This is a genomic window from Streptomyces neyagawaensis, assembly GCF_023516595.1.
Lineage (GTDB): Bacteria > Actinomycetota > Actinomycetes > Streptomycetales > Streptomycetaceae > Streptomyces > Streptomyces neyagawaensis.
This window is the reverse complement of sequence record NZ_JAMGBG010000107.1, coordinates 1-23,343: the sequence shown is the minus strand read 5'-3', so window position 1 is coordinate 23,343 and position 23,343 is coordinate 1. Positions and strand designations below refer to the sequence as shown.

Annotated in this window: 23 protein-coding genes and 2 pseudogenes; 11 read left to right on the top strand and 14 right to left on the bottom strand. The window is 69.6% G+C overall.

Annotated elements, in window-relative coordinates:
• Positions 1–28: 28 nt before the first annotated feature.
• The 3 genes from M8J73_RS33660 to M8J73_RS33655 form a co-directional block, all read right to left on the bottom strand.
• On the bottom strand, positions 29–790 hold the full coding sequence (locus M8J73_RS33660; RefSeq protein WP_055542731.1) for an SDR family oxidoreductase: 762 nt from the start codon (positions 788–790) through the stop codon (positions 29–31).
• Positions 791–951: 161 nt separating this feature from the next.
• Positions 952–1,086 carry a hypothetical protein gene (locus M8J73_RS45000; protein ID WP_274757714.1) on the bottom strand — a complete coding sequence of 45 codons (135 nt, stop codon included), beginning with the start codon at positions 1,084–1,086 and terminating at the stop codon, positions 952–954.
• Positions 1,083–1,481, bottom strand: coding sequence for a Tn3 family transposase (locus M8J73_RS33655; protein ID WP_079055250.1), 399 nt, complete (start codon positions 1,479–1,481; stop codon positions 1,083–1,085). Before M8J73_RS33655 ends, M8J73_RS45000 begins: the two co-directional genes overlap by 4 nt.
• Here M8J73_RS33655 and mftE point away from each other — a divergent pair.
• The 5 genes from mftE to M8J73_RS33630 all read left to right on the top strand — a co-directional run bounded on the left by mftE (position 1,474) and on the right by M8J73_RS33630 (position 7,026).
• Complete coding sequence (mftE, locus tag M8J73_RS33650; RefSeq protein ID WP_240501742.1) at positions 1,474–1,980, top strand: mycofactocin biosynthesis peptidyl-dipeptidase MftE; 507 nt, start codon at positions 1,474–1,476, stop codon at positions 1,978–1,980. The genes M8J73_RS33655 and mftE overlap by 8 nt on opposite strands.
• Positions 1,977–2,480: an SDR family oxidoreductase gene (locus tag M8J73_RS33645; protein WP_055542732.1), complete on the top strand. Its 504-nt coding sequence runs from the start codon at positions 1,977–1,979 to the stop codon at positions 2,478–2,480. Before mftE ends, M8J73_RS33645 begins: the two co-directional genes overlap by 4 nt.
• Positions 2,477–3,847, top strand: a complete 1,371-nt coding sequence (locus tag M8J73_RS33640; RefSeq protein ID WP_249829455.1) for a glycosyltransferase — start codon at positions 2,477–2,479, stop codon at positions 3,845–3,847. The genes M8J73_RS33645 and M8J73_RS33640 overlap by 4 nt, the downstream gene beginning before the upstream one ends.
• A gap of 130 nt (positions 3,848–3,977) precedes the next feature.
• Positions 3,978–5,927 (top strand): acetate--CoA ligase, encoded by a 1,950-nt coding sequence (gene acs, locus M8J73_RS33635; RefSeq protein ID WP_055538279.1) that lies wholly within the window; start codon positions 3,978–3,980, stop codon positions 5,925–5,927.
• Positions 5,928–6,450: 523 nt separating this feature from the next.
• Positions 6,451–7,026 (top strand): adenylate kinase, encoded by a 576-nt coding sequence (locus tag M8J73_RS33630; RefSeq protein ID WP_107423950.1) that lies wholly within the window; start codon positions 6,451–6,453, stop codon positions 7,024–7,026.
• Positions 7,027–8,114: 1,088 nt separating this feature from the next.
• Here the strand turns inward: M8J73_RS33630 and M8J73_RS33625 are convergent.
• The 6 genes and pseudogenes from M8J73_RS33625 to M8J73_RS33600 form a co-directional block, all read right to left on the bottom strand.
• Positions 8,115–9,023 (bottom strand): pyridoxamine 5'-phosphate oxidase family protein, encoded by a 909-nt coding sequence (locus M8J73_RS33625; protein WP_107423949.1) that lies wholly within the window; start codon positions 9,021–9,023, stop codon positions 8,115–8,117.
• An 81-nt stretch (positions 9,024–9,104) separates the two neighbouring features.
• Positions 9,105–9,563, bottom strand: a complete 459-nt coding sequence (locus tag M8J73_RS33620) for a hypothetical protein (protein WP_240501186.1) — start codon at positions 9,561–9,563, stop codon at positions 9,105–9,107.
• A 96-nt stretch (positions 9,564–9,659) separates the two neighbouring features.
• Entirely contained in the window at positions 9,660–10,136 is a 477-nt protein-coding gene (locus tag M8J73_RS33615) for a VOC family protein (RefSeq protein WP_055538276.1), read from the bottom strand.
• 667 nt (positions 10,137–10,803) lie between these two features.
• Complete coding sequence (locus M8J73_RS33610; RefSeq protein ID WP_055538275.1) at positions 10,804–11,241, bottom strand: hypothetical protein; 438 nt, start codon at positions 11,239–11,241, stop codon at positions 10,804–10,806.
• Positions 11,242–11,601: 360 nt separating this feature from the next.
• Positions 11,602–12,117: a hypothetical protein gene (locus tag M8J73_RS33605; protein ID WP_308408370.1), complete on the bottom strand. Its 516-nt coding sequence runs from the start codon at positions 12,115–12,117 to the stop codon at positions 11,602–11,604.
• Positions 12,118–12,310: 193 nt separating this feature from the next.
• Positions 12,311–13,360, bottom strand: a pseudogene (locus tag M8J73_RS33600) (UvrD-helicase domain-containing protein); the annotation flags it as partial.
• Between the two features lie 53 nt (positions 13,361–13,413).
• Between M8J73_RS33600 and M8J73_RS33595 the strand changes: the two are divergent.
• The 3 genes from M8J73_RS33595 (at position 13,414) to M8J73_RS33585 (ending at position 16,145) form a co-directional block, all read left to right on the top strand.
• On the top strand, positions 13,414–13,620 hold the full coding sequence (locus M8J73_RS33595; RefSeq protein ID WP_055538274.1) for a hypothetical protein: 207 nt from the start codon (positions 13,414–13,416) through the stop codon (positions 13,618–13,620).
• Positions 13,621–13,970: 350 nt separating this feature from the next.
• Positions 13,971–15,767, top strand: coding sequence for a tropomyosin (locus tag M8J73_RS33590; RefSeq protein WP_157873114.1), 1,797 nt, complete (start codon positions 13,971–13,973; stop codon positions 15,765–15,767).
• Between the two features lie 174 nt (positions 15,768–15,941).
• Positions 15,942–16,145 carry a hypothetical protein gene (locus tag M8J73_RS33585; RefSeq protein WP_157873113.1) on the top strand — a complete coding sequence of 68 codons (204 nt, stop codon included), beginning with the start codon at positions 15,942–15,944 and terminating at the stop codon, positions 16,143–16,145.
• A gap of 404 nt (positions 16,146–16,549) precedes the next feature.
• On the opposite strand, the gene M8J73_RS33580 is transcribed toward M8J73_RS33585, so the two are convergent.
• Together M8J73_RS33580 and M8J73_RS33575 are read right to left on the bottom strand one after the other, a co-directional pair.
• Positions 16,550–17,032, bottom strand: a complete 483-nt coding sequence (locus tag M8J73_RS33580) for a hypothetical protein (protein WP_240501184.1) — start codon at positions 17,030–17,032, stop codon at positions 16,550–16,552.
• Between the two features lie 49 nt (positions 17,033–17,081).
• The gene (locus tag M8J73_RS33575; RefSeq protein WP_055538272.1) at positions 17,082–17,552 is read right to left on the bottom strand and encodes a hypothetical protein; all 471 of its coding nucleotides are present in this window, start codon (positions 17,550–17,552) and stop codon (positions 17,082–17,084) included.
• A gap of 521 nt (positions 17,553–18,073) precedes the next feature.
• Between M8J73_RS33575 and M8J73_RS33570 the strand changes: the two genes are divergently transcribed.
• From M8J73_RS33570 to M8J73_RS33560, 3 genes are all read left to right on the top strand, one after another.
• Positions 18,074–18,403 carry a PadR family transcriptional regulator gene (locus tag M8J73_RS33570; RefSeq protein WP_055543342.1) on the top strand — a complete coding sequence of 110 codons (330 nt, stop codon included), beginning with the start codon at positions 18,074–18,076 and terminating at the stop codon, positions 18,401–18,403.
• Between the two features lie 83 nt (positions 18,404–18,486).
• Entirely contained in the window at positions 18,487–19,236 is a 750-nt protein-coding gene (locus M8J73_RS33565) for an HD domain-containing protein (protein ID WP_055543341.1), read from the top strand.
• A gap of 1,107 nt (positions 19,237–20,343) precedes the next feature.
• Positions 20,344–20,883 (top strand): sigma-70 family RNA polymerase sigma factor, encoded by a 540-nt coding sequence (locus tag M8J73_RS33560; protein WP_206188015.1) that lies wholly within the window; start codon positions 20,344–20,346, stop codon positions 20,881–20,883.
• Positions 20,884–21,239: 356 nt separating this feature from the next.
• On the opposite strand, the gene M8J73_RS33555 is transcribed toward M8J73_RS33560, so the two are convergent.
• The 3 genes and pseudogenes from M8J73_RS33555 to M8J73_RS33545 form a co-directional block, all read right to left on the bottom strand.
• Positions 21,240–21,428 (bottom strand): hypothetical protein, encoded by a 189-nt coding sequence (locus M8J73_RS33555; protein ID WP_055542158.1) that lies wholly within the window; start codon positions 21,426–21,428, stop codon positions 21,240–21,242.
• A 40-nt stretch (positions 21,429–21,468) separates the two neighbouring features.
• Positions 21,469–22,666: pseudogene (tgmC, locus tag M8J73_RS33550) on the bottom strand (ATP-grasp peptide maturase system methyltransferase).
• A partial coding sequence (locus M8J73_RS33545) for an MvdC/MvdD family ATP grasp protein (protein WP_249829454.1) occupies positions 22,612–23,343 on the bottom strand: 732 nt, incomplete at its 5' end. The pseudogene tgmC and the gene M8J73_RS33545, both read right to left, overlap by 55 nt.

Below are 23,343 nucleotides of genomic sequence, written 5' to 3'. Positions count from 1 at the left end.
GGCGGCCCCGGTGGGTGACCGGGAAATGTCAAGCCTGACGGGTCGGCAGGACGATCGACTGGCGCAGGTTGACGTGCTGGCGACGGCTGACGGTGTACGCGATGAGGTCGGCGATGTCCTCGGCGACGAGGGCTGGGATCGCGGTGAACATACCGCCGAGCTGCTCGCGCAGTTCCGGGTTGTCGATGTGCTCACCGAGTTCGGTGTCGGTCAGGCCCGGCTCGATGGTGCTGACCCGGACGTCGCGCGGGCCCAGCTCGGTGCGCAGTGCCGCGGACAGCTGGGTGAGGGCGGCCTTGGTGGCCCCGTACACGGCGTAGTCGGGGAAGAGAACGTGGGAGGCGATGGAGGAGACGTTGACAAGGTCGGCGGTGCGGCCGTCGGCGGCGGCTGCGGTGAGGTCGGGGGTGAACGCGCGGATGACGCGCAGAGCGCCAGTGAGGTTGGTGTCGATCATGCGGGTCCACTCGTCAAGCCGGCCCTCGGCGAGGGGGTTGGGTAGCATCACGCCGGCGTTGTTGACCACCAGGTCGACCCGGCCGTAGGCATGGTGGACGGCCTTGGCGGCGGCGTCGACGGAGGCCTGGTCGGTGACGTCGGCGGTGACGGCGAGAGCCTGGCCTCCGGCGGCGGTGAGTTCGGCAGCCAGCGCGTCCAGCCGATCGGTGCGCCGGGCGAACAGGGCGACGCGGGCGCCACCCGCTGCGAGCAGGCGGGCGGTGGCCGCGCCCATGCCGCTGGCCGCTCCAGTGACGACGGCGGTACGGGCGGCGAGGGCGGGATAGCTCATGGGATACTCCTGGGTCTGCTGCGCGGGCCGGTCCCGCCCTACCGCCCGGCGGGCCGGTGCGGTAGGGCGGATGCGGACCACTCTGCGCCCGGCCGGGACGGCCAACTAGGCCCTGCCTTTCCCTGGGAGAGCCAGTACCACCCTGGGCCGGGCGGCCCGGTCTACGCTGCGGGCATGGAGAACGCGGGCTTGGAGATGGCGGGCGCCCGCTCGGCGACCGTATTGCCCAGCTCGCCATGGCGGCCGGGTACGACGCGGCGGTCTGGAGACCAGCGCGCGGGGGTGGCATCGCTCACGCCTCCGTACGTTCCTCGGCCGACTTCCCATCGCCCGCAGTGCCGGGACCCGGCACGGTGACCGCGGTGAGGTTGAGGCGGGCGCCCATGTCGAGGTTCACTTCTCCGTACGGGCGGACGTGGGACCAGAAGAGCGGGGTCAGGCCGCGCCAGTCTGCGGACGTGAGGAGGTCGGCCCCCTCGGGTTCGCCGAGGATGTCCTGGAGCATCAGGGTGTTCACGTAGACCAGGGCCGATTGCAGAATCCGCAGGCACAGCACGAACATCTCCTGTTCGTCGCGCCGGTTCGAGGCGATCTCACCGCCCTTGCCGTAGGCGATCACGGAGTTCGCGCCGTTGGAGGAGCCGTACGGGGCCAGCGGCGAGCACGAGGGGTTCCCCGGCACGGTGTCCATCGGCCACGACGCGCTGCGCCTACTGGTCACGGAGACCGGCCGCTCGATGCTGCGCTGGGCGTCCCGCCTGCTGGTGGTCAACGGGCACGGCGGCCACCTCACCAGCCTGGCCGAGGCGGTCACCGGTCTGCGCGGCGAGGGCCGCGACGTCGCCTGGTGGCCCTGCCTGCCGCCGGGCTCCGACGCCCACGCCGGGCGCGCCGAGACCTCGATGATGCTGCGGCACGCGGCCGTCCGCGCCGAGCGGGCCGTCGCCGGACCGACCGAACCCCTTCACCTGCTGATGGACCGGCTGGTCGCCGAATCGGTGCGCGGGGTGAGCCCGTTCGGCGTCCTCGGCGACCCCGCCGGGGCCTGCGCGGGCGACGGCGAGCGGCTCCTGGAACGGATGGCGGACCGCCTCGCCGAGGACGTCCGCGGATGGCGGGTGGGCGCGCGGGGCTGGCTCAGCCGGCCCGAGGCGCAGCCGGTCACCACCCCCGCCGGGGACGGGCGATGACCGGCCGTCGGGTGGCCGTCGTCACCGGCGCCGCGCGGGGCATCGGGACCGCCACGGTACGGCGCCTGGCCCGGGACGGCTGGGCGGTGGTGGCGGTGGACCGCTGCGCGGACGACCCCGACGTGCCCTACCCGCGGGCCGACCCCGGCCGACTGGACCTGCTGGCACAGGAATTCCCCCTGATCAGTACGGTCCGCGCCGACGTACGCGACGCCGCCGCGCTGCAGCGCGCGGTGGAGCTGGCCGAGACCGAGTTCGGCGGCCTCGACACCGGCGTGCACGCCGTCGCCGTCTCGCCGGGCTCGACCCGCACCGACATGCTGCGGGCCACGGCGGACCTGTACCACCTGCCCGACGTCGACCAACTCGCCGCCCAGCAGCTCACCGGGCGCCCACTGGAACCCGAGGAAGTGGCCGCGGCGGTGGCATGGGCCTGTTCCCCCGAGTCCTTCGCTCTCACCGGCTCCGTACTGCACGCGGACGGAGGGTTCACGGCATGACGGCACCCGCACACCGCACCCCGGCTCCCCCGACGAGCACTCCGCTGCCCTCTCCGGCGGACACCGCGCTGCCGGCCGGCCTCACCGTCGAACTCGCCGCCGGCACGCACCGGTCCGAGGACGGGCGGCTGCTGCTCGGCGGATCACCGCTTCGCCTGCTCCGGCTGCCCGCCCCTGCGGCACGCCTCCTGGACGGGGGCCGGCTCACGGTCACAGTTCCGGCGAGCGGCGCGCTCGCACGACGGCTGCTCGACGCCGGGATCGCCAATCCGCGCCCCGCGCCGGTGCCGGTGAACAACACCACCGTGGTCATCCCCGTCAAGGACCGCGCCGACCAGCTGGACCGGCTGCTCGCAGTCCTGCGCGCCGACCTGCCCACCTCCCCCCTGCCGGCCCTGGCCGTGGACGACGGCTCCACCGACCCCGCGGGCCTGGCCCGGGTGGCCCGCGCGCACGGCGCCGAAATACTGCCCCACCCACGCAACCTCGGCCCGGCAGCGGCCCGCAACACCGGCCTGCGGCACGCCCGTACCCCGTACGTGGCGTTCTGCGACTCCGACGTGGTGCCCGAACCCAGGTGGCTCGCCGCCCTGCTGGCGCAGTTCACCGACCCCGCGGTGGCGCTCGCCACTCCCCGCGTGGTCGCGCTGCCCGTCGCCGAACCCGGGCTCCTGGACCGGTACGAGGAGAAGCGCTCGCCGCTGGACATGGGAGCCGGGGAAGGGCCGGTCGTGCTGCACGAGGCAGGCCGGCGGCTGCGGTACGTGCCCACCGCGCGCGTGGGCCACCGGCACCGCACCGACCTGCGCGGTTGGCTCGCCCATCGAGCCGCGTACGGCACCGGCGCCGCCGACCTGACGCTGCGCCACCCCGGGCAGGTGCCGCCGCTGTATGCCGCCCCCTGGTTGCTGGCCGCCTGCGCCCTGCTGCTGCGCGGCAGGCCGGGGTCGGCGGCCGTGGCGGCGGCCGTGGCGGCGGCCGTGGCGGCGGCCCTGACGGCGGTGACCGCTGTCCGCGTGGCACGGCGTATGCCCGACGCCGACCACCCGCCCCGCGCGGGGGCACTGCTGTCGCTCGCCGCGCTGCGCCACCCGGCACCACTGGCCCCTCGCGACGGCCGCCGCCATGGTGAGCCGCCGTGCGCGGTACCTGCTGATCACCGCGGCCGTCGTCGAGGGGCTGGTGGACCACCGCCGCTCCGGCACCTCGCTCGGCCCCCTCCCGCACGTGGCGATCCGCGCCTGGACGACCTCGCCTACGGCTGGGGCGTCTGGCAGGGCGCCGCACGGCGCGGGACCACCGCACCGCTGCGGCCGCGCCTCGCCCTGCGCCTGGTGAGTCGTTGGACCGCCGGAGGGCGGCCGTAGCCGCGGCCCCCGACCCGCCGCCAACCTCCCGCCAACCCTCACCGGCCACCGTGTCCACCTGGCGACGGCCGGCCGCGCCCTCGGACCGGCACCTGTGCCGTCAGCACCCGCACTCACTGGAGGATCTGGTATGTCTCCGCGCTCTGCCCACCCCGCCCTTCCAGAGAACCCGCCGCTCACCCCACGGGGCGCCGTGTCCGGACCGCTGGAACGGGCCGCGGACGACCTCCTCGCCTTCTGGGCGCAGGAGGCTGGGCAGCTCCACTGGGACACCGGCTGGGACCAGGTGCTCGACTGGACGGACGCGCCCTTCGCCCGCTGGTTCACCGGCGGGAAGCTGAACGTGGCGTACAACTGCGTCGACCGGCACGTCGAGGCAGGGCACGGTGACCAGGTCGCCTTCCACTGGGAGGGCGAGCCGGGCGACACCCGCACGATCACCTACGCGGAGCTGAGGCGCGAGGTCTGCCGCACGGCGAACGCCCTGCTCTGCCTCGGTCTGGCGCCGGGCGACCGGGTCGCCATCCAGCTGCCGATGATCCCCGAGGCGGTCTTCGCCATGCTGGCCTGCGCCCGTCTCGGTCTGCCGCACAGCGTCGTGTTCGGCGGGTTCTCCCCATCCGCCCTGCAGTCGCGCATCGACGACGCCCAGGCCCGGCTGCTGATCACCGCGGACGGCCAGTACCGCCGGGGCAGCGCCGAGCCCATGAAGGCGAACACCGACGAGGCCACCAGGGACACCCCGAGCATCGAGCACGTCCTGGTGGTCCGGCGCACCGGCACCGACGTGCCGTGGACCGAGGGCCGCGACGTGTGGTGGCACGACCTGGTCGACGCCCAGCCCGACGAGCACGCACCCCAGTCCTTCGACGCCGAGCACCCGCTGTTCATCCTCTACACCTCCGGGACGACGGGCAGCCCGAAGGGCATCCTGCACACCTCCGGCGGCTACCTGACCCAGGCCGCCTACACCCACCGCACCGTCTTCGACCTCGACACCGAGACCGACGTTTACTGGTGCACCGCCGACATCGGCTGGATCACCGGGCACTCCTACATCGTGTACGGGCCGCTCGCCAACCGGGCGACCTCGGTCATGTACGAGGGCACGCCCAACACCCCGCACGAAGGGCGGCACTTCGAGATCATCGAGAAGTACGGCGTCACGGTCTACTACACCGCGCCCACCCTCATCCGCACCTTCATGAAGTGGGGCGAGCAGATCCCTGCCCGCTACGACCTCTCCTCGATCGGCGTGCTCGGCAGTGTCGGCGAACCCATCAACCCCGAGGCGTGGCGCTGGTATCGCACGCACATCGGGTCCGGCAGGGCGCCGATCGTGGACACCTGGTGGCAGACCGAGACCGGCGCCGTCATGGTCTCACCGCTTCCTGCGGGCGGGTCCGGCGCGAAGCCCGGCTCGGCCCAGGCGCCGCTGCCGGGTCTGTCCGCCAAGGTGGTGGACGACCAGGGCCGTCAGGTCGGCAACGGCCAGAGCGGCTATCTGGTCCTCGACCAGCCCTGGCCGTCCATGCTGCGCGGGATCTGGGGCGACGAGGAGCGGTACCGGGCGACGTACTGGTCCCGTTTCGCCGACCAGGGCTACTACTTCGCCGGGGACGGCGCGCGCTACGACGAGGACGGCGACATCTGGCTGCTGGGCCGCGTGGACGACGTCATGAACGTCTCCGGGCACCGGATCTCCACCGCGGAGGTCGAGTCGGCGCTCGTCTCGCACCCCGCGGTGGCCGAGGCCGCCGTGGTGGGCGCGTCGGACGCGACGACCGGGCAGGCCATCGTCGCCTTCGTCATCCTGCGCGCCGGCGCCGACCCGGACCTCACGGCAGCGCTGCGCGAGCATGTCGCACAGGAGATCGGCCCGATCGCCAAACCCCGCCAGATCATGGTGGTCCCCGAACTGCCCAAGACCCGGTCCGGGAAGATCATGCGCAGGCTGCTGCGCGACGTCGCCGAGCACCGGGAGGTCGGAGACGTCACGACGCTGGCCGACGCCTCCGTGATGGACCTGATCAACGCCGGTCTCAGCGACGGGCAGCAGGACAAGGCGGGCCCGGCATGAGCGGCGGCGACCTGTCGCCCGGCCGGGTCGCGCGCCTCACCGGAGCGAGCGGCCCCGACGACCCCGACCGGGCCGTCGACACGGTCGCCGACCGTTTCGGGCGCCTCGATCACCTCGCCCTGTGCGAGGTTCGGCCCAGGGACCCGGGGATCCCGCCGGCCTGCGTGCGGCGAGCTGGCCGACGCCCGACGGCCCCGCACGGCGGACCGGTAGGCGACATGATCACGGATGCGGTCCGGGAGCGGTCGCGGGACACCACCCTGGCAGGACTGCCCGCGCTCGCCGGGTGGCCGGCGGCCGAACCGACGCCCCACGTCCACACCGTCATGACCAGTCCGCCGGCCAGCGCGGACGCGCTGTGCGGCCTCCCCGGCCCGCCGCGCGCACCGGGCACCCGAGCCGGTACCGGTCCCGGCCGAGGGACCTCTCCGCCCGTCACGGGCCGCCCGACCGGAGCACGCCGACAACAGCGAAGACCAGAAACGAAGACCAGGCACGACCACTGGAAGGCACGCGCACGCTGATGCGAATCGTCCTCATCGGCCCTCCCGGAGCGGGCAAGGGCACCCAAGCAGCCATACTCAGCGAGAGACTCGGCATCCCGCACATCTCCACCGGGGACCTGTTCCGCGAGCACGTCACCCGCCGGACGCCACTAGGGCAGGAAGCCAAGCGGTATCTCGACACCGGCGAACTCGTACCCGATCACGTTACCGGCGGCATGGTCCGCCAGCGGCTGGAACAGCCCGACACCCGGCGCGGCTTCCTTCTCGACGGCTTCCCACGCACCCTGACACAGGCGCGGGAACTCGCCACGACACTGGATTCCACCGGAGCCCGACTGGACGCCGTGGTGGAGTTCACCGCTCCCGAGGACATCGTGGTGAAGCGGCTGCTGAACCGCGGCCGGCCGGATGACACCGAGGATGTCATCCGCCATCGGCAGCGGGTCTACGAACGCCAGACCGCCCCTCTGCTCGACCACTACGCGGACATCCTGCTGACCGTTCAGGCCGTCGGACCGATCGACGAGATCGCCGGGCGGGCGCTCAGCGGACTGTCGGGAGAGCCGGCCCGGCACCCTCGCCGCGCACCGTGATCACCTCGTCCTTCACGGAAGGCAACCGGCCTCGTCGGACGCGGGGCCGGACAGTGGAGGACGTTCCCGGTGCGGGCGCTCGGGCGCGCCGGCATCGGACGTCCATCGTGTCGCGACGAGACGCGGGAGGGCACGCCGCCGGGGCGTGGTCACCGTCCTCATCGCCCCCGGCGGGTTTCTCACGGTCACGTGCTCCGTTCCAAGCGGTCCAGGCCTCCGCTGAGGAAATCCGTGAGGGTGCCGGCCAGCGGTCTCCGCGCCGGCCGGACACCGGACAGGCAATCGATGTGTACGCGCCGCCTCCGCTCGACCCGGACGACGTGCGCTCACCATGCTCCGAGGAGAGTCGCCATGGTGTTCGGTCAAGCGGATACCGGCACGGAGCGTCTGGCGTACACGGGCGCCAGGCCTCCGGCCGAGAGCCTGCGAAGCGTCCAGTTCTCCTGTCAGTTGCTCTCCCGCAACCAGGGCCGGTTCATGGACGGCTTCTACGAGAGCATGGTCGTCCTCGTGCCCCAGGTGCGGGAGTTGCCGCCGCGGGCGGGACGATCGCTGTGCAACAGGCTGGCTCAGTCGGTGCTGTGGGGCCGCGCTGACCCAGGACGCACCGGAGGCCGTCGAGGCGACCCTGCGCCAGATCGGCGGGGGCATCCAGCAGCAGGGATTCTTCGACGGCTGGCACTGGTCGTTCGGTGCGGCCCTCCTCGACACGGTGCGCCAGATACACAGGAGCGAGTGGGGCTCCCGGCTCAGTTCCGACTGGATAGCGTTCTACACATGGCTCAGCGGGAACCTCCGGCTGGGCGCGAATGCCATCCTGCTGGGAACGGATCACGCCCAGTCGCAGCCGGATCACGGCCAGCGGCAGCCGTGTCGCGGTACTCCGCGGGACGACGGCTCCACTCCGGCCCACGTCGCCACCGCGAGGCACCGGCCGCGAGAGCAGACACTCAATGGGATCCTCGCCGTGCTGCGCTCACCTCGGGCGCGGCAAAGACGCACTGTCCGTGACTGTCGCACAGGTCCATGTCGATCTCGATTTTCACAGCAGCCTTCCTTTCGGGGCGGAGTTCAGGGTGAATGAGGGCTCAAAGCGCCGGGTTGAAGCGGGAGTACTCAGGCGCACTCCAGCGCAGCGGGCTGGCTCCAGAAACCTCGACGACCTCGGTGATGTCGAACTCCACCAGGCGCTGCGCGCCGGGAACCTGCGCCGCGTGCTCCGGATTCCAGTCGGTCGAGGCAGTGCCGGTGAGGTGGAGGAAGGACCCGGAATCCCAGTCCGGGATCAACAGCCCGGCCCTGGGGTTGACCAGGAGGTTGCCTAGTGTCATGAACATGGCATTTCCGACGTATTCCGGCCACCGCAGCTTGGTGGGGGAGAGGACCTCAACGAAACCGGGGTTGCCGCCCCTGTGCGAGGCGTCGGCGTTGCCGCGCTCGTCGGCGGTTGCCACGAAGAAGGTGTCGGCCGTGGTGATCCGCAGTTGCTGGGCTGCGGTGAGGGCAGGTTGCCTGCTCGCCGAGGTCTCCCCTGTGGGTCCGGCCCCCGTCGCGGGGACCGTGAGCTTGCGCTTCTGCAGGTACTTGGGGCAGTTGGCGAAGACTTGGTCGAGGTTGACCCGCAGGCCGCCGCCCTCGGGGATCGCGGTGCCGTTCATCCGCATCCGGCGGCGTGCGGCCGACTCGATCGCGATCATTCCCACATGGGCCTGGTCTGAGAGCAGTTCGGTCAGCGGATCGTGTGGTCCGGGCAGAGCCTCAATGGCGAGAGTGTGCTCGTCTGCCGCGCGCATGAACCCAGCGGGTCCAGTGAGCAAGGACGACCAGACCTGACCGTGGCAGTCGGCGCCGCCGATCACCACCATGGGCTGGGCGGCGAGGAACTCGGCCGCAATGGGCGGGATCGTGTCTTTGATGGCCTGGCCGGCCGAGGAGGCGGCGGACTCAAGGCCAGCCCGACGTTGTACCTCGACCTCACCAGGGTGGTAGATCGTCACTCTCGCCCTTCCCTTACTCATGTGTTGGTGGGGCGGGGCGCCGGACGGGCACCCCGACAGTGATCGGCTCGGAGAGCCGACTTAGAAGAAGCCGCAGGTGGGGGCAGTTCCGCTGGGGGCGGGGGCGACACCGGCACGGGTCTGGGTGAAAATCTCCAGCCGGATGCCGTCCGGGTCGAAGAAGAAAATCCCGCCGGAGGCGGCGCCCTCGCGGCGCTGGATGTACTTCATGCAGTTGGGGTAAGTCCGTTCGACGCTCATGACCATTCCGCAGGCGTCATGGCGGAGGGTGCCGTTGATGCGAGCCCGGGTGCGACGGCCGAGGTCGATGGCCAGCAAGCCGGCCGGCTGTCCCGCCGGCCGGTCTGCCGGGTTCCGCAAGGGATGGCTGGTCACAGGGAGCGCGTCGATCCGTACGATCGTCTCGTCGGCGGCACGCACGAAGCCGGGTGCGCCGGCTACGGGCGACGCCCATACGCGGCCTGCGGTGTCTGTGGCGCCCACGATGATCCAGCGCTGCGTGGCAAGGAATCTCACCAACGTGCAGGCAGGCTGGTGCGGAACGTACGGGCCATGGCCGCGGCCTGCTCGACCGTGCCTGTACCGCCAGTTCACCCTCGTGGTAATGCTGTGGCATCAGAAGAAACCACAGCTGGGTGCGCCGTTCTCAAGGGTGGGGAGGTGCTCGAGTCCGGAGGCGGTGCAGATCTCGATGCGGATGCCGTCTGGATCGGTGAAGAAGATGCCGCCAGATGTCAGGCCGGGCATGTGGGCCAGAATCCTGTCGTAGATCAGGGGCGTGCCGAGTTCCTGCAGACGGGCTACAGCAGCTTGGACGTCGTCCAGCGTGGGCACGTTGAACGACAGATGGTGCAGTCCGGACCGATCGGCGGCGAAGCCGTCACGACTCTGCTGCCACAGCGTGAGTACGAGTTGATCGCCACGGCCGAGGAAGGCGTAGCGGCGGTCGTCCTCGGTGCTCTCACCGAGCAGGTCGAAGCCGAAGACCTGCTGGTAGAAATGGATCGAACGGGTCACGTCGGTGACGTTGAGCCCGACATGGCCGGTGGCGGCTGCGGTCACCGGACCTGGCGAGGGCTGGGTCGTGGTCATGATTCTCCTTGGCAGAGGGATCCTGGACGGGATCGGGTCGGGCCCACCCCGAGGTGGGGTGAGCCGGCACGCACCGGCCCTGCCCCGTCATTCGTCTCAGCGACCGAGGGCCGGACGGCCGAGCGGAAGGCCGCGCCCGAAAGTGGCGGGTGGGTGATGGACCGCGGCGGTGCGGCGGCCGCCGTGTCGTGGATAACTTTCATGCCGCGTGGTTGGCGGAAAGTTGGCGCCCGCCACGCACGCCCAGCGGCATGTGCCGCCGGGCTATGCGGCCACGATGACCTCCGCGTGGGTCGCCGATCCGGCTGCTGATCCCCGGATGCGCGGAGTGCTGCTGGACGGACACATGTCCGCGACCGGGGCAACGTCGCTTGGTGACCTCCCGGCGGAGGTAGCTCGCCCCCGCGCAGTCCGGCGCTCGTCGAGCGGTTGTAATCCGGCCAAGTGCGCGGTGGCGGAAGCGTGTCCGACGCAGAGATCCGCAGGCTGGTGGCGGCTGCGCTGCGATGACCCGCCGCCAGGCAGGAAACGATCTACGACAGCGCGGGAATCAACCTCCGCTCAGAAGTGGATCGGCCAAGGTCACGGTGTTTCGCCGGTGCCCCAAGGAGCCAGCCTACTGTAGACCCTGAGCTTCATGGCGTGGTCGAGGCTGGGCCAGCCGCTTTCAGCAGTGGGCGCTTCTGCGGTGAGAGCGGTTGATAAGTATCAGGGTGAAGCAGACGGTGGCGCAGGCCAGCCCTGTGTAAAGGAGAGGCGTGCTCCAGAAGGACACATCGTTGGTGCTGTGTCCGCTGCTCCAATGGCAGGTGACGGATGGGGGGAAGTGGTGGATGGTCGCTGACGTCAGGCTGTAGTCCCGCCCGACGTCCATGTAGTCGCCACTGGCGGTCTTCGCTGCGCAGAGGTCGACGGGGTGTGTGTAGGCTAGACCGTAGAAGGTGCCAGCACCGTAAGCGGCGAGAGCTGCTGCGCTCCCGACCGCAGCCAGACGGGCCGTCCGCGTGGGCTTCTTCCTGGTAACCCACAGCGCGTATGGGAAGACTGCGATGACGAACAGTAAGAGCGTGATCGCGGGCGGGCCGAAGAGTGCGAAGAGTTCCATGCGTCCTGACGCTACTTCGATCCAATGAGCCGCTGCTGGTTGGCCTGGTACTGAGCTCGCAGGAGAGTTTCACCGACGGCACCGCGACATCCGTGATCGACAGGAACACGAACTCCCTCAGCCGGAATTCGACCTCTTCCCGGGCCATCTCGAGGCAACTTCGCGTAGGACTCGGCTGTCACTCAGAGTGGCTGCGTCACAGAAGTTGAGCCAGAGTCGGCTCTCGTGAACAAAACCTGCTTCAGCTGTTGGGTAGCGAGGGCCCGGTCTCGGCCTGGGCGGGTGTGGTCTGCACCTGGGTTTCGGGGGAGGTGTAGTAGACGGATGAGCCCTGCCTGGTGCGCTGGGCTTTGCTCTTGGCTACGAGTCCTTCGAGGGTGGTGCGCACGACGTTGGTCTGGATGCGGCGGTCGGGGTGGGTCTGGGTGAGTTGGCGATCTCGGCTGCGGAGCGCGGTTCGCTCTGTTCGGTGAGGTGCTGGCGGATGAGTTCGACGAGGGTCGGCTGAGTCACTTTGGGGGCCGCGGCCTTGGCAGCGGGCTTCTTCGCCTTCGTCTGCTTGCCGCCCCGGGGGGCGGTGGTCTTCTTCGTACGGGTTTGCTTGCCGGCTGCCGGGGTGGTGGCCTTCTGCCGGGGGACGGAAGGCGCCGCGGCGTCAGTAGCTGCGGGCGTCGGCTCGGGGGTGGAGACGCCGAGTGCCTGCTGCATGTTCACCAGCACGGTGTGGTCCTGGTGCAGGCGCAGAAGTTGCTCGTTGAGGGTGTCGATCTCTGCGTGGAGTCGGTCCTGTTCCTTGGCGTTGCGCTCGAGGTTGGCGGTGACCTGGGCGCTGTACTGCGCCTTGAGATCGATTGTCTGTGCTGGTGTCGCGTCCATGACCGTTCTCCCTCTGGGGAGATGGCTGTGCTGTTGGCCAGGGATGTTACTCACCCGTTCTGTCTGCACAGCTCCTGCGCCGCCACAGCCCCAGATCGGGGATGTCCTGCAGCTACCAAGGCCGGGACCAGCATGATGCGGCCTGAACAGCAGGTGCACCCGAACGTACCCTCGGTGAGGGGGAGTTGCGTCATCAGCTCGAACTGCGGGAGAGGTGGGTGTCGATCCAGGACAGGCCGCCGAGGTCGAGGTGGTGGCGGCCGCGGGTGACGGCGACGTAGGCGAGGTGGGCGTCGGTGTCGCTGACGGGTTCGGGAATGGGGTTGCCCTGGGCGTCGTGCTGGTCGGTGTCCTTGGGGGGGAAGTCGTCACCGATTCTTACGGTGGGCCATTCGCGGCCTTTGGAGACGGTGACGCCGGCGGTCTTCTCGTCGGTGAGCCGATTGATCGCGGCGAGGATGGCGTCGGGGCCGTGGGTGTCGACGACGTTGACGAAGGGCTGCAGGTCGCGTCCGGCGGGATCGTGTTCGGCGTACTCCTGCAACTCGCCCCAGGAGCTGAAGAGGACGAGTTCGGGATGGCTGGTGGGGCGGCCTTCCTGGAGGTCGCGGGCGGCGAGTGCCAGCGCGGCCAGAGCTGGTGCGCCGCGGGTCAGGGCGACGCGCCGGCCTTCGGTGAGCAGGCGCATGACCTCGGTCATGGCGCCGATGTTCGTGCGGCACAGCACCGCGTCCGGGCAGGCCAGATTCCCGACCCGGGTAGGGACCGTCTCGCTGCCGGTCAGCCGGATGGGCGCCTGGGCGAGCTCCAGCCAGCGGTTGGCCTGCTCGGCGATGAGCGGGCCGAAGCGGAAGGACTGGGTGAGGGACAGGTGGATGGCGTTGAAGCCGGTCATCACATCGTGGGCGCCGCGCCAGCCGTAGATGGCCTGGGCGGAGTCACCGACCATGACCAGCTGTGCATGGCCGCGCTGGGAGTAGAAGACCTGTTCGAGGACGGGGTTGGTGTCCTGGGCTTCGTCGAGCAGGAGAAAGTCCGCGTCGATCTTCGGGTCGGTCAGGGCCCACATTTTCAGGTAGTGGTCGTGCTCGAAGCGGACCGCTCCCTGGTCGGGGTTGTGCAGGTCGGCCCAGTCGCGGCGGGCGAACGGCAGGACCGCCTCGGCCAGCTGCGCGTGTTCGCCGGGGGCGCCCAGGCGTCGCAGGGCGGGGACATGCTCGCGCCCCAGGGTGCGGTGGGCCGAAAGGAGCATCATGGACAGAGGCCCAGGACGCCGCGCAGGACGCCTTCACCCAGATGTGCGCGCCGGGCGTCACGATCACCTACCCTCGCGCCTGGCTACGCACGGTGGCCTGGCGGTCCACCCTGCTCGCCGACGCCGACGCCCAAGGGGTCGGCGTCGGCGAGCAGCTGCGTGCCCTCGCCGGTGACGCACTCGGCGAGCGCTGCTTCCGCGACGGCGACCGCCGCGACTGCGGCCTGGATTTGGAGTCCACCGAGTGAGGGGAAACCGATCGTCGTCCGTCGGTCTATTGACCGCGTCCGGTTGATGTGACGAGGGCGATGAGCACGAGAAGACAGGTCGCGAGGGTGATGACGTCCGTCGCGCTCCACCCCTGCTGGAAGGCCAGCACGAGCGCGGCGGCAACGACATACGGCCACGAATGGTGCTGTCGATGCGGTGAGTTGGGTGTGAACACGGTGGGCCTCCAGAGATTGCCTGGTCTGTTGGAGACCTACGTTCATCCATGGTTTGGTTGTCCGGCGTTGCGGCATGCGAGTGCCGCAGGTGAAGACTCATAAATCGCGGACAACCCGGGATTGTCCCGGGACAGGGCGGAGCGGGGGAGCGGATGGGGCGGCCGCTGGGGGAACTGAAAGGACTTACCGAACAGGCCAATGAGTTCGCCCGCTGGTTACGCAGGATCACCCGAGGGGTGACGGTACGGACCTTGGAGAAGGAATTTCCCCACGGCAAGACCTCGTGGAGCAGGTTCCGCGACGGCAGCCGACTACCGCCGCCAACCCTGGTGGAGGAGGTGACCACCCGCTTCCTACGCGAACCTGAGTTACGCAAACGCGAGCTGGAGCAGGGGCTGGTCCTGCTTGCGGCTGCTGAGCGGGCCGCGAGAACCCTGCTCGAACAGGCTGAGCCATCCGGGGCGGACCTGCCGGCGACGCAGGCAGCCCCACGATCCACCGATGTCGCCGCGCTGGCACTGCGCCTGGACGACGCTCGCATGCTGCAGTTCGAGGCCATGCGGAAGTACGAAGCCTCCGAGCGTCGCCGCGAGGAACTGGAGACAATGGTCACGGTCCTGGAACACCGCATCACCATCTTGGAAAGCGAGCGAGACCGGGCCAAGGAAGACGTCCGCGCGGAACTGCAGCGTGAACTGCAGATGTCCCTGGAGTACCGACGGCAGGCAGGCGAGAGACTCAAAAAGGCTGGCCGAGCCGTGGAGCGCGCCCGGCAACTGATGCTTGCGGCTGACACACAAGTAGTCCGTGAGCAGCACGAACTCCTACGCGCCGACGGCAGCGTCGAGGAGGCACCTCCGCCGCTCACACCAGGCACGACCGTGGCGGAAGATCTGCAACTGCCACCCCTGGACCGCATTCAGGAGTTCTTCGACGCCAACCAGCAGCAGATGGACGCCTTGAACGATGAGCTGGACGACCTTGGCAGGGAACTCGGCGTCCACGACGCTCAAGACGCGCCCGGCGACGCCGCCACGCATCACGTCATCTGGGGGCACGTCGTCGAGCCGGCGGCGCAGGACGAGAATGTCCCCAAACAGATGACGGAAAACGCACGAAAACCATCGACCAGCGCAGACACCGCGCAGACGGCCACAGAAACCGGACCCGAGGCGTCCCCCACGGATGCTCACGCTGCGGCCGCGCCCCCTTCACACGCAATGTCGATAGAGCTGGTCGCCAGCTTGCGCACAGCAAGCACCTTGGACGCGCTGGCGACCGCACTCTCCCAGCTACGGCACCGCGCCGGAACACAACCGATCCGGGAGCTGGCCGCCGCGCTGCCCGACGACATCAGAGACGACGTACTCGGCGCCGCAGTCGGGCGCTGGATCGACGGCGACGTCCTCCCCGACACATGGCCCCACCTCGAAGTCCTGGTGCGCCAGATGGGCGCCACGGATGACGAAGCATCAGAGTTCGAACAAGCTTTCCGGCGGATCGCCTCCAGCGACGACTTCTCGTGGAGCGCCCGCAATCACGACCTGGCCGACCTGGCTCCCTTCGCCCGCGGCCTACGCCCCTTCCTTGGCGTGCCTTCCACGCCGCCCCGGAAGCGGGAGTGGGGCATAGCCGCCCTTGCCCCGGCCGCTGTCCTCGGAATGACGACCGCCTACACGGCCGCCCTCCAGGCATCCCGCCGCCCCGCCCCGGACACGCTGGGCGTCTACGGAGCCCTCCTGTTGGCAGGATGCCTCTTTGTACTGCTCGTCACTGCGCGGGTCGCTGTCCAGTGCGCACGAGAAGGGCGCTCGCTACTGAGTAAACGGTTCAGCGCCGCCTGCCTCGCCTCCAGCGCGCTGGCCGCTCCGGCAGGGCTGGCGCTGCCCTGGCTTCTGGACTTCGACATTCCAGGCCGGTGGCTCGCCGACCTCCTGGGGCTCCTGTAAGACAGGGCTGCAGGCGTCGGGCACCAAGGAGGCCGGTCAGGTGGCGGCGCCTGACGTGCCGTGGTCGGATTGGTTTCACTGCTGGGGGCCCGTCGACGATGTCCTCGCACGAGAAGCCACCGAGTCAAGTGTCCAGCAGGCCGACTCCACTAGAATCGGGGCCGCGGCGAGCCCATGGCCGCCGACGCAGTGGCCCGCTTCGCCCGCACCATCCCATCCACATGGCAGCGCACGACACTGGTACGCCATCCGCTGGCTGACCTCCGCAAAACACCTCTTCCTGACGCCGTCACACTCAGCCGATGGCGCCGCATCATCGACGGCCTCGCCGCGTCTGGCGACCCAAAAGCCGTCGGTCTCCAACGCATCGACGAATAACCCACCCACCAGCACCCACCAGCCCCCGTACAGGCCAAAGGACTGCAGTCGCTACGGCACAGCCGATGGCGGGCCCTTGTACGCCTGCGAAGCTGTTGCCGACCCGGCGTCATCACCACTGATCCCAAGACACCAGTGCGTTGCAGAGCCTTCGAATCATCGGTCCAGCCCGCACAAATGGCTGATGCCAGAGTGCCGAGAGCATCGCCGCCAGCGGCGAATTCAATCCATTGGGACCTGGATACGCCACCACCGCTGAGCAGTCCGGCGTCGCTGTTCTGCAGCCAGCCGCTCGACCTTGCGGAGGACCCGTTCACCGACGGCGGCCGGGTCGCGAACTCCGAGGACAGCCGCAGCCCTCATCTGTCACCGCCGACTCGTCCGTGTGGACGGGTATCACCCAGTCAGTGTGAGGCTCCGACGCTGCTGACCCAGACACCGGGGGGCTTGATCTCCGGCTCGGTCTCGGTCTGCTCTGAGAGGCTCTGCGCGTCGTCCAGGTCCGACCAGGCGATGAAGCCTGGCTTGCTGTCGGCCAGAAATCCCTCGACGACCGGACCGAGGTCGTCGGAAGCCACATAGCTGCCTCTGAACGGCAACGCATCCGGGGGCACAGAACCGGTCGAGCACCGGAGCTGTCCTGCCTGTTTGTCGTGCCATACGTAGAACGTCGCCACCCCCCAGAAGCCCAGATCGTGGATGCGTTCCCGGAGGGCAGCAGCAGTCCGCTCGAAGGCAGCCACCACGTCGGCGACGGACAGCGAACTCCTGTCCTCGTCAGCCGTACCCAGCGACCAGGTGTTGGTCTCCCACTCCACCCGCCGGTCAGCCGGCTCCAACACCAGAGGTTCGTCCGCCACCTCAGCGATCCACGTCAACAGCACCACAGCAGTATCCCTGCACAGGTCGACCAAGAGCCGTCAAAAGAAACGACGCCTAATCCACCGTTCCGGGCAGCGTTTGCCGCATTTTCTCGATGAGGCTGTCGCGTGCCTGGTTGAACGAGAGCCGGGCAGCATTGCAGTCGGGCAGATCATGGGTGGCCCCGCCGATCACCTGATCGCTCCACTTGACCAGCTTCCACGCTACGTCGTTCGCGAGGGTGGCCACGCCGCCCGGAGCCAGAAGCACAAGTTCGTACCGTTTCGCGAATACATCGTGATCGCCGAAGGCGGAATGAGATCTCTGTACTGGGTCGTCGCAGGTCGAGAGCCCAGCCCGGCTTGCCTGCCAGATCTGCTCGGCCGCCTGGGAAACAGCGACCAGGTACGCAGCGTAGACCGAGCGTAAAGTGTCACTTCGTCGGTCCTTGGCCTGATTGCGCCACCGCGCATGTTCCAGCACCAACGCCGATGCGATACCAATCACCGCACCCACCGCAGTGGTAACCACCACAGTCCAGTCCATTGTCCCCCAACACCTGGGTTTCTGTGCAGGAGAGATACCCCGGCGGCGTGCCGCCGTCGCTGCCCTCTCAAGCTGAGCAGAGCGGAGGCTGTGAAGTCTGGTTGAGTCGTCGGTAGTAATGGTCGAACAGTGGGGCCATCACGGGGGAGGCGGAAGCGAAGCGGTGCTGGACATCGGGGTGCGTGCGGGTCTCCGGGCTTCCACGCCGTCCACGCAGCGGCGCTCCTGCGGCCAACTGTGTGCGGAGCCGGCTTATCTGGCCTGAACGGGTTCAGGATTGTTGCCCGGGGCGGGACCGCCACCGCCGTCGGCGGCACCCCGCCGCCGGTGGCGCCCACCGGCGACCCGGCCCGCGCCGAGCGGGTCACCGCGCGGCTCGTGGCGGGCACGGTGGGAGTCACCACATCTCCGGGGTCTGACTGCTGTGCGCCCCTTGAGCCCTTTGAAGGTTCACGAGACGCCACTGTCTCTAGACAGCTTATATATAGGCTATGTAGAGTACGAGTATGGGTAGTCCGCGTATGACCCTGCAGACCCAACTGGTGCTGCGGGCCTTGCTGGAAGACCCCGCCAAGGAGCGTTACGGCCTTGAGCTGTGCGAGCTGGCGGGGCTGCCGTCGGGCACGATCTATCCGATCCTTGCCCGTCTGGAACAAGTCGGCTGGGTGGACAGCACCTGGGAAGACCCTGCCGTACATGAGGAAGCCGGCCGTCCGCGCCGCCGCTTCTACCACATCACCGAGGACGGTGCCGAGCACGCGCGGGATGCCCTGGCGCGCGCCTACCGGGCCCGCAAGCAGCCCCTGCCGGGGTGGGCCGCCCGCCCGATCGCCGACGGGGGAGTGTCGTGAGGACCCGGCGCCGGTTAGCGCCCCGACCGAACAGGCGGCACTCCGCCGCCCCGTCCCTGGACGGTCTCCTGGACGTCGTGCGTATGCATCGCCCGGACGCCGACACCTCGCTCATCCAGAGCGCCCACGATGAGGTCGCCAGGTGGCATGCGGGCCAAACCCGCCGCAGCGGCGACCCGCTCCTCACCCACTGCATCGCCGTCGCCGCCATCGTCGCCGACATCGGCATGCCACCGCCCGTGATCTGCGCGGCTCTGCTGCACGACATCGACGACAGCCCCTGCCCGCCGGGCCACGTGACCGAGCGCTTCGGGCAGCAGATCGCCGACCTGATCTCGGCCGTCCGCACCGCCAGGCCCAGCGCGATCCCGCTCAGCGCACTCAACTTCCACACAGCACGGACGTCGGCGCTCCAGCCGACGCGTGAGGAGGCCGTGCTGGCCATCCGTCTCGCCGACCGACTGCACAACATGCGCACCATCGCCTTCGTCCCCCCGACCAGGCGCTACCGCGTCGCCCGTGAAACGCTCGACGTCATCGCACCACTGGCCCGCGCAGCCGGCCTGACCGACGTGAGCCGTGAACTGCACGACCTCTCCTCCGCTGTCATCCAGCCCACATCCACCGCTGCGGTCACCACACGCACGCTGACCGCGCTGACCCTGCTGCTCCCCACGCCGACGCGCGCGCGATGGCGCGAGGAATGGCACGCCGAACTCGGCACCCTCCCCACCCGCAGCACCCGCACTCGCTTCACGCTCCGAGTCCTGCTCAGCACACCCAGGCTGTCGTGGACGCTGCGCCGAACGGCCTTGCGGGAACGACGATGGTGAGCACCGTAGCCCGCATCGGCAGCGTGCTGGGTGCGGCGGCCGCTTTCACCATCGCCGTGGCCCGTGGCGGCCTGCCCGCCTGGACCACCGGAACTCTCACGGCAGGCACCCTCGTCCTCGTCGCGGTCGTGCTGTTCATCCCCAGCGAGACACCAGCCCGCCGGCTGGGGCAGCTGATCCAGGCATGGCGTCGCCCTACCGAAGATTCCCTCCGCCCCGAGCCTGTGCAGCCCCGCGCGGCCCCACCCTTACCTTCCCAAGACGACAGATGAGAGATGCCCCCGGCCCTGCGACATGCGACCGCCCGGACCGTAGGCGCTGGCCCGACGCGGCCAAGCGGCACCTATCCATCGATCTTCGGACTCGGCGGCGGAGGAACCCTGAGTTCACAGGCCGCCGTCAACCACCCTCACCTCGACGGGACCGACCAGCACTCGCACCGCGTGTGCTAAGCCATGAGAACTCGTCCGCAGCGCCGGTGGCATGCCACAGGCGAAGGCCCGCCGTCTCAGTCGCTCGGCCGGAGCAAGGCGGCGGGCTCTCCCAGACGCGGAGGTGTTCTGTACCTGCCTCAACGCCGACGCCGGCGCCACTCTGCAGGCACCAGCGAACTGTTCAACGATGCTGCCACCAGGGGCGTTTAGTCCAGAACATGTGAACTTATCCACGCTTCCCAGGCCTTGGACGAATGGTGTGACCAGTCCCACACTGCGAGGAGTCATCCTCGCGGGGCTTTCCGCCGCAGTCCTTGGCCGGAGCACGGTGAAAGCCCCTCTCAGACACGGGAGTTCACCCCATGCATCACTCACTGCGTCTGCCCACAGACCGTTGGCGTCAGCCACTCTGCGGCGCGCTGGTCCCACATCACGGCCAAGTGATCGTCCTGGTGTTCATCCTTCTGCTGACGGTCACAGTGTGTATCGCCGCGCCGACCGCCGCAGTTGCTGCCAGCGCCGCAGCTCTTGTCCAAGCGGGAGCTGCCTTGTGGATGGCCCTACGTCGCCCCAGCGCCTCGACGGCCGAGGGCTGATGCCAACGTCGGCATCGCCGGTTCCCCGCCCTCCGGGCGGGGAGCCGGTGCACGGGATTCAGAACATCGTGCAGTGTGTGGAGCGTGCCCAGGCGGGCGACGGTGAGGCCTTCGCTCAGCTGTACACCGCCTACAGCGACACGGTGTACCGGTACGTCTACTACCGGGTCGGGGGTAAGGCAACCGCAGAGGACCTGACCAGCGAAGTGTTCGCCCGCGCGTTCCAGCGCTTGGATACCTTCGCCTGGCGAGGGCGGGACTTCGGGGCCTGGTTCGTCACCATCGCCCGCAATCTTGTGGCCGACCACTTTGCCTCAGCGCGCTTCAGGCTGGAGGTGACGACCGGCGAGCTCTTGCACAGCAACGAGTTCGAGCGGAGCTCCGAAGATGTGGCCGTCGAAGGCTTTCGCAACCGCGGGCTGGCCGAAGCGCTCAGCAGGCTTCCCCGGCGCATGCGGCAGGTCACGTGGCTGTGGACACTCGGCGTGCCGACGGCCCACATCGCGCGGCAGCTCGGCATCAGCCCCAACACAGTCCGGGTCCACCTCTTCCATGCCCGTCAGCGTCTTGCCGCTGACCCTCTCGTAGTCCTGATCGCCAGCCCCGCAAGATCCTGACCCCGCTGCCCCTTCAACCTCCCGGCCCGCGGCCCGGATGCTTGCCTCGCCTCCGCAGAGCCACGGGCCCCAGGGACATGACACGCTGATTCCGTATCGCACCCCTTCAGTCCGCCGCCGAAGTCCCTTCAGAATTGGCGAACTCACGGCACCTTGCCATGCGCGTCAGGAGCAGCCGCAGCCGGCCGGCCCCGGCTCCCACGCCGGAAGCAGTACCCCCGACGCCGGCTCGAGCTGGCCGCGCCACTGCGCGACGCGGTCTCGCACCGATGCCTGCCATCCGTCCCGGTCGGCTCCCAGTCGGCTGCTAACCACCGGCAGCCGCAACGGGCACGCACGCGCCTGCAGCCGGTTCGTCAGGGCCGACACTGAGCCTCCGTCCAGGCCAGCACCCGCCGGTCATCCAACGCGCGCTCCAGCACCGCCGCTCCCTCACCCGGCACGCACGCCCCCTCCGGCACCCCGTAACCGCGCGCCCCGGCGAGCCGCACCACGAGGTCGACCAGGCCGCTGCCCGCGACCGGAGACCGGGCAGGGGCCGTCACGCTCCCCGCCTGGGCTCCGGCTCTTCCAGGTCGGCCCGGATCAGGAACCGGGCAGCGGGAGTCCGGGCAAGCGCGGGTGCCGCAGGTGTTGCCCGCCGTCGTAGACGTGCAGCGTGAACGTCTCAGGCCCGGGCCGGTCCGCCTCGTCGTACGCGGACAGCACCCGCTCGACTCGTTCCCACAACCGCACGGGGCCGCCCTCGTGCACCTCCCACCGGCCTTCGACGGGAGTGAGGGTGGCTGCGGAGCCGGTTGTCACGTCGACGAGGGGCACGACGTCGGCGACGGTTGTCATCTGTGCATCCGGCACCGCGCACTGGGCGAGGAAGCGCAAGTGGAACGCCTCCTCGGTCCCGGCCGTGATCCGCTCCGGTGAGTGCCGGGCGGTCCGGCCCGTCTCCGGCAGGCCCGCGGCCCAGTGGGCGGGGTTGCCGAACGCCGGTGCCGCGTGCGTACGGGCGGACATGAACGACACGGTGCCGCCCAGCAGCCGGCCCTCGGCGGTGCCATCGCCGTTCACGGTGAGCAGTACGCGGGCGTATCCGTAGAGCCAGCCGGAGAGGGTGAGCAAGATTTTCCCGCCCGGGCGGGCCTGGGCGAGCAGGGCCGGGGGGACAGCGCGGAAGGAGCAGGCGGCCACGATCCGGTCGAAGGGACGCTTCCGGCCAGTAGCCGTACAGCCCGTCCGCCACCGCCAGCGTCAGCGTGTACCCGCTGGCGTGCAACGCGTTCGCCGCCTGCTCCAGCCGGTGCGGATCGACCTCGATCGAGGTCACGTGCGCCGATCCGAGGCATTCGCAGGCTACTGCGGTGGAGTAGCCGGTGCCGGTGCCGATCTCCAGCACCGTGTGGCCTTCCTGCACGTCCGCGTCCGCCCACATCCGTACGACGAGCGACGGCAGCGTAGACGACGACGTGGGCGCCCCGCCGTGCCGCACCTGCGACGCCTTCCAGTCCGGTTCGTCACCGTCGAACTGGGTGATGAGCGTGGTGTCGGAGTAGGCAGCGGTCAGCCAGCGGTCATAGTCGAGTTCGGCGGTGACCGGCTCCCACACCGTCAGCCCCTGCTCGTCACGCTCGTCGGCGGGCAGGTAGAAGCCCGGCACGAACCGGTGCCGGGGCACCCGCTCGACGGCCGCCCGCCAGCCGGGATCAGCGAGTACGCCGTTCTCGGCGAAGGCCTTCACCATCGCCTCGCGCAGCCGCGCGGCGTCGGTTTCCAGGTCGGCGGGCACCATAAAGCTCCGCCTCCTTCCGTGCTCGTGCTCAGGATCTCGGCGAACGCCTCGGTGATCTGATCGGCATCGGGCAGCCAGCCCCACTGGCCGTTGGGGTTGCACTCGATGAACACCCAGTCCTCCGGAGTGTCGCCGTCGCCGGTGAGGGCGAAGTCGAAACAGCCGAAGGCGAGACCGAAGGCGCTGAGGTAGCTGTGCAGAGCCGCCTCGACTGCGGTGGGGACGGCGATGGGGGAGTGGAGCAGGGCGTCCCAGTCGCCGCGGCGCCAGTCCAGCGCGCCGTCCGGGGCGGCGATCTGCTGGGCGAACACCCGCTGGCCGACCACGGTCACGCGCACGTCGCCGGTCTTGGGGATCTCCGCCTGGAACAGGTGCGCGGTCACCGCGAGCGAGTCGTCGAAGGTGTCCGCATCGACACGCTGCGCCCAGATCGCGCCGGCATGCCCGTCTCCATCGCGGGGCAGCCCGCGGAACGCCTTGTAGATCACGGGCTCCCGGTCGGCGGCGAACTTGCAAGCCGCCTCGACGTCGTTGGTGACCAGCGTCGCCGGGATGGCCAAGCCGAGCTGCGCGGCGAGCTGGAGCTGGGCGGGCTTGAAGTCGGCGGCCGTGACCGCGCCGGGGTGGTTGACGTAGAAGGCGCCGTGCAGGTGGTTGAGGATGCCGCCGAGCCCATG

Excerpts from the sequence above, each read along its gene's own strand:
- M8J73_RS33660 (WP_055542731.1), bottom strand. The coding sequence starts at position 790 with ATGAGCTATCCCGCCCTCGCCGCCCGTACCGCCGTCGTCACTGGAGCG.
- M8J73_RS33655 (WP_079055250.1), bottom strand. The coding sequence starts at position 1,481 with ATGGACACCGTGCCGGGGAACCCCTCGTGCTCGCCGCTGGCCCCGTAC.
- M8J73_RS33645 (WP_055542732.1), top strand. The coding sequence starts at position 1,977 with ATGACCGGCCGTCGGGTGGCCGTCGTCACCGGCGCCGCGCGGGGCATC.
- M8J73_RS33640 (WP_249829455.1), top strand. The coding sequence starts at position 2,477 with ATGACGGCACCCGCACACCGCACCCCGGCTCCCCCGACGAGCACTCCG.
- acs (WP_055538279.1), top strand. The coding sequence starts at position 3,978 with ATGTCTCCGCGCTCTGCCCACCCCGCCCTTCCAGAGAACCCGCCGCTC.
- M8J73_RS33630 (WP_107423950.1), top strand. The coding sequence starts at position 6,451 with ATGCGAATCGTCCTCATCGGCCCTCCCGGAGCGGGCAAGGGCACCCAA.
- M8J73_RS33615 (WP_055538276.1), bottom strand. The coding sequence starts at position 10,136 with ATGACCACGACCCAGCCCTCGCCAGGTCCGGTGACCGCAGCCGCCACC.
- M8J73_RS33610 (WP_055538275.1), bottom strand. The coding sequence starts at position 11,241 with ATGGAACTCTTCGCACTCTTCGGCCCGCCCGCGATCACGCTCTTACTG.
- M8J73_RS33605 (WP_308408370.1), bottom strand. The coding sequence starts at position 12,117 with ATGGACGCGACACCAGCACAGACAATCGATCTCAAGGCGCAGTACAGC.
- M8J73_RS33595 (WP_055538274.1), top strand. The coding sequence starts at position 13,414 with ATGTGCGCGCCGGGCGTCACGATCACCTACCCTCGCGCCTGGCTACGC.
- M8J73_RS33590 (WP_157873114.1), top strand. The coding sequence starts at position 13,971 with ATGGGGCGGCCGCTGGGGGAACTGAAAGGACTTACCGAACAGGCCAAT.
- M8J73_RS33585 (WP_157873113.1), top strand. The coding sequence starts at position 15,942 with ATGGCCGCCGACGCAGTGGCCCGCTTCGCCCGCACCATCCCATCCACA.
- M8J73_RS33575 (WP_055538272.1), bottom strand. The coding sequence starts at position 17,552 with ATGGACTGGACTGTGGTGGTTACCACTGCGGTGGGTGCGGTGATTGGT.
- M8J73_RS33570 (WP_055543342.1), top strand. The coding sequence starts at position 18,074 with ATGACCCTGCAGACCCAACTGGTGCTGCGGGCCTTGCTGGAAGACCCC.
- M8J73_RS33565 (WP_055543341.1), top strand. The coding sequence starts at position 18,487 with ATGCATCGCCCGGACGCCGACACCTCGCTCATCCAGAGCGCCCACGAT.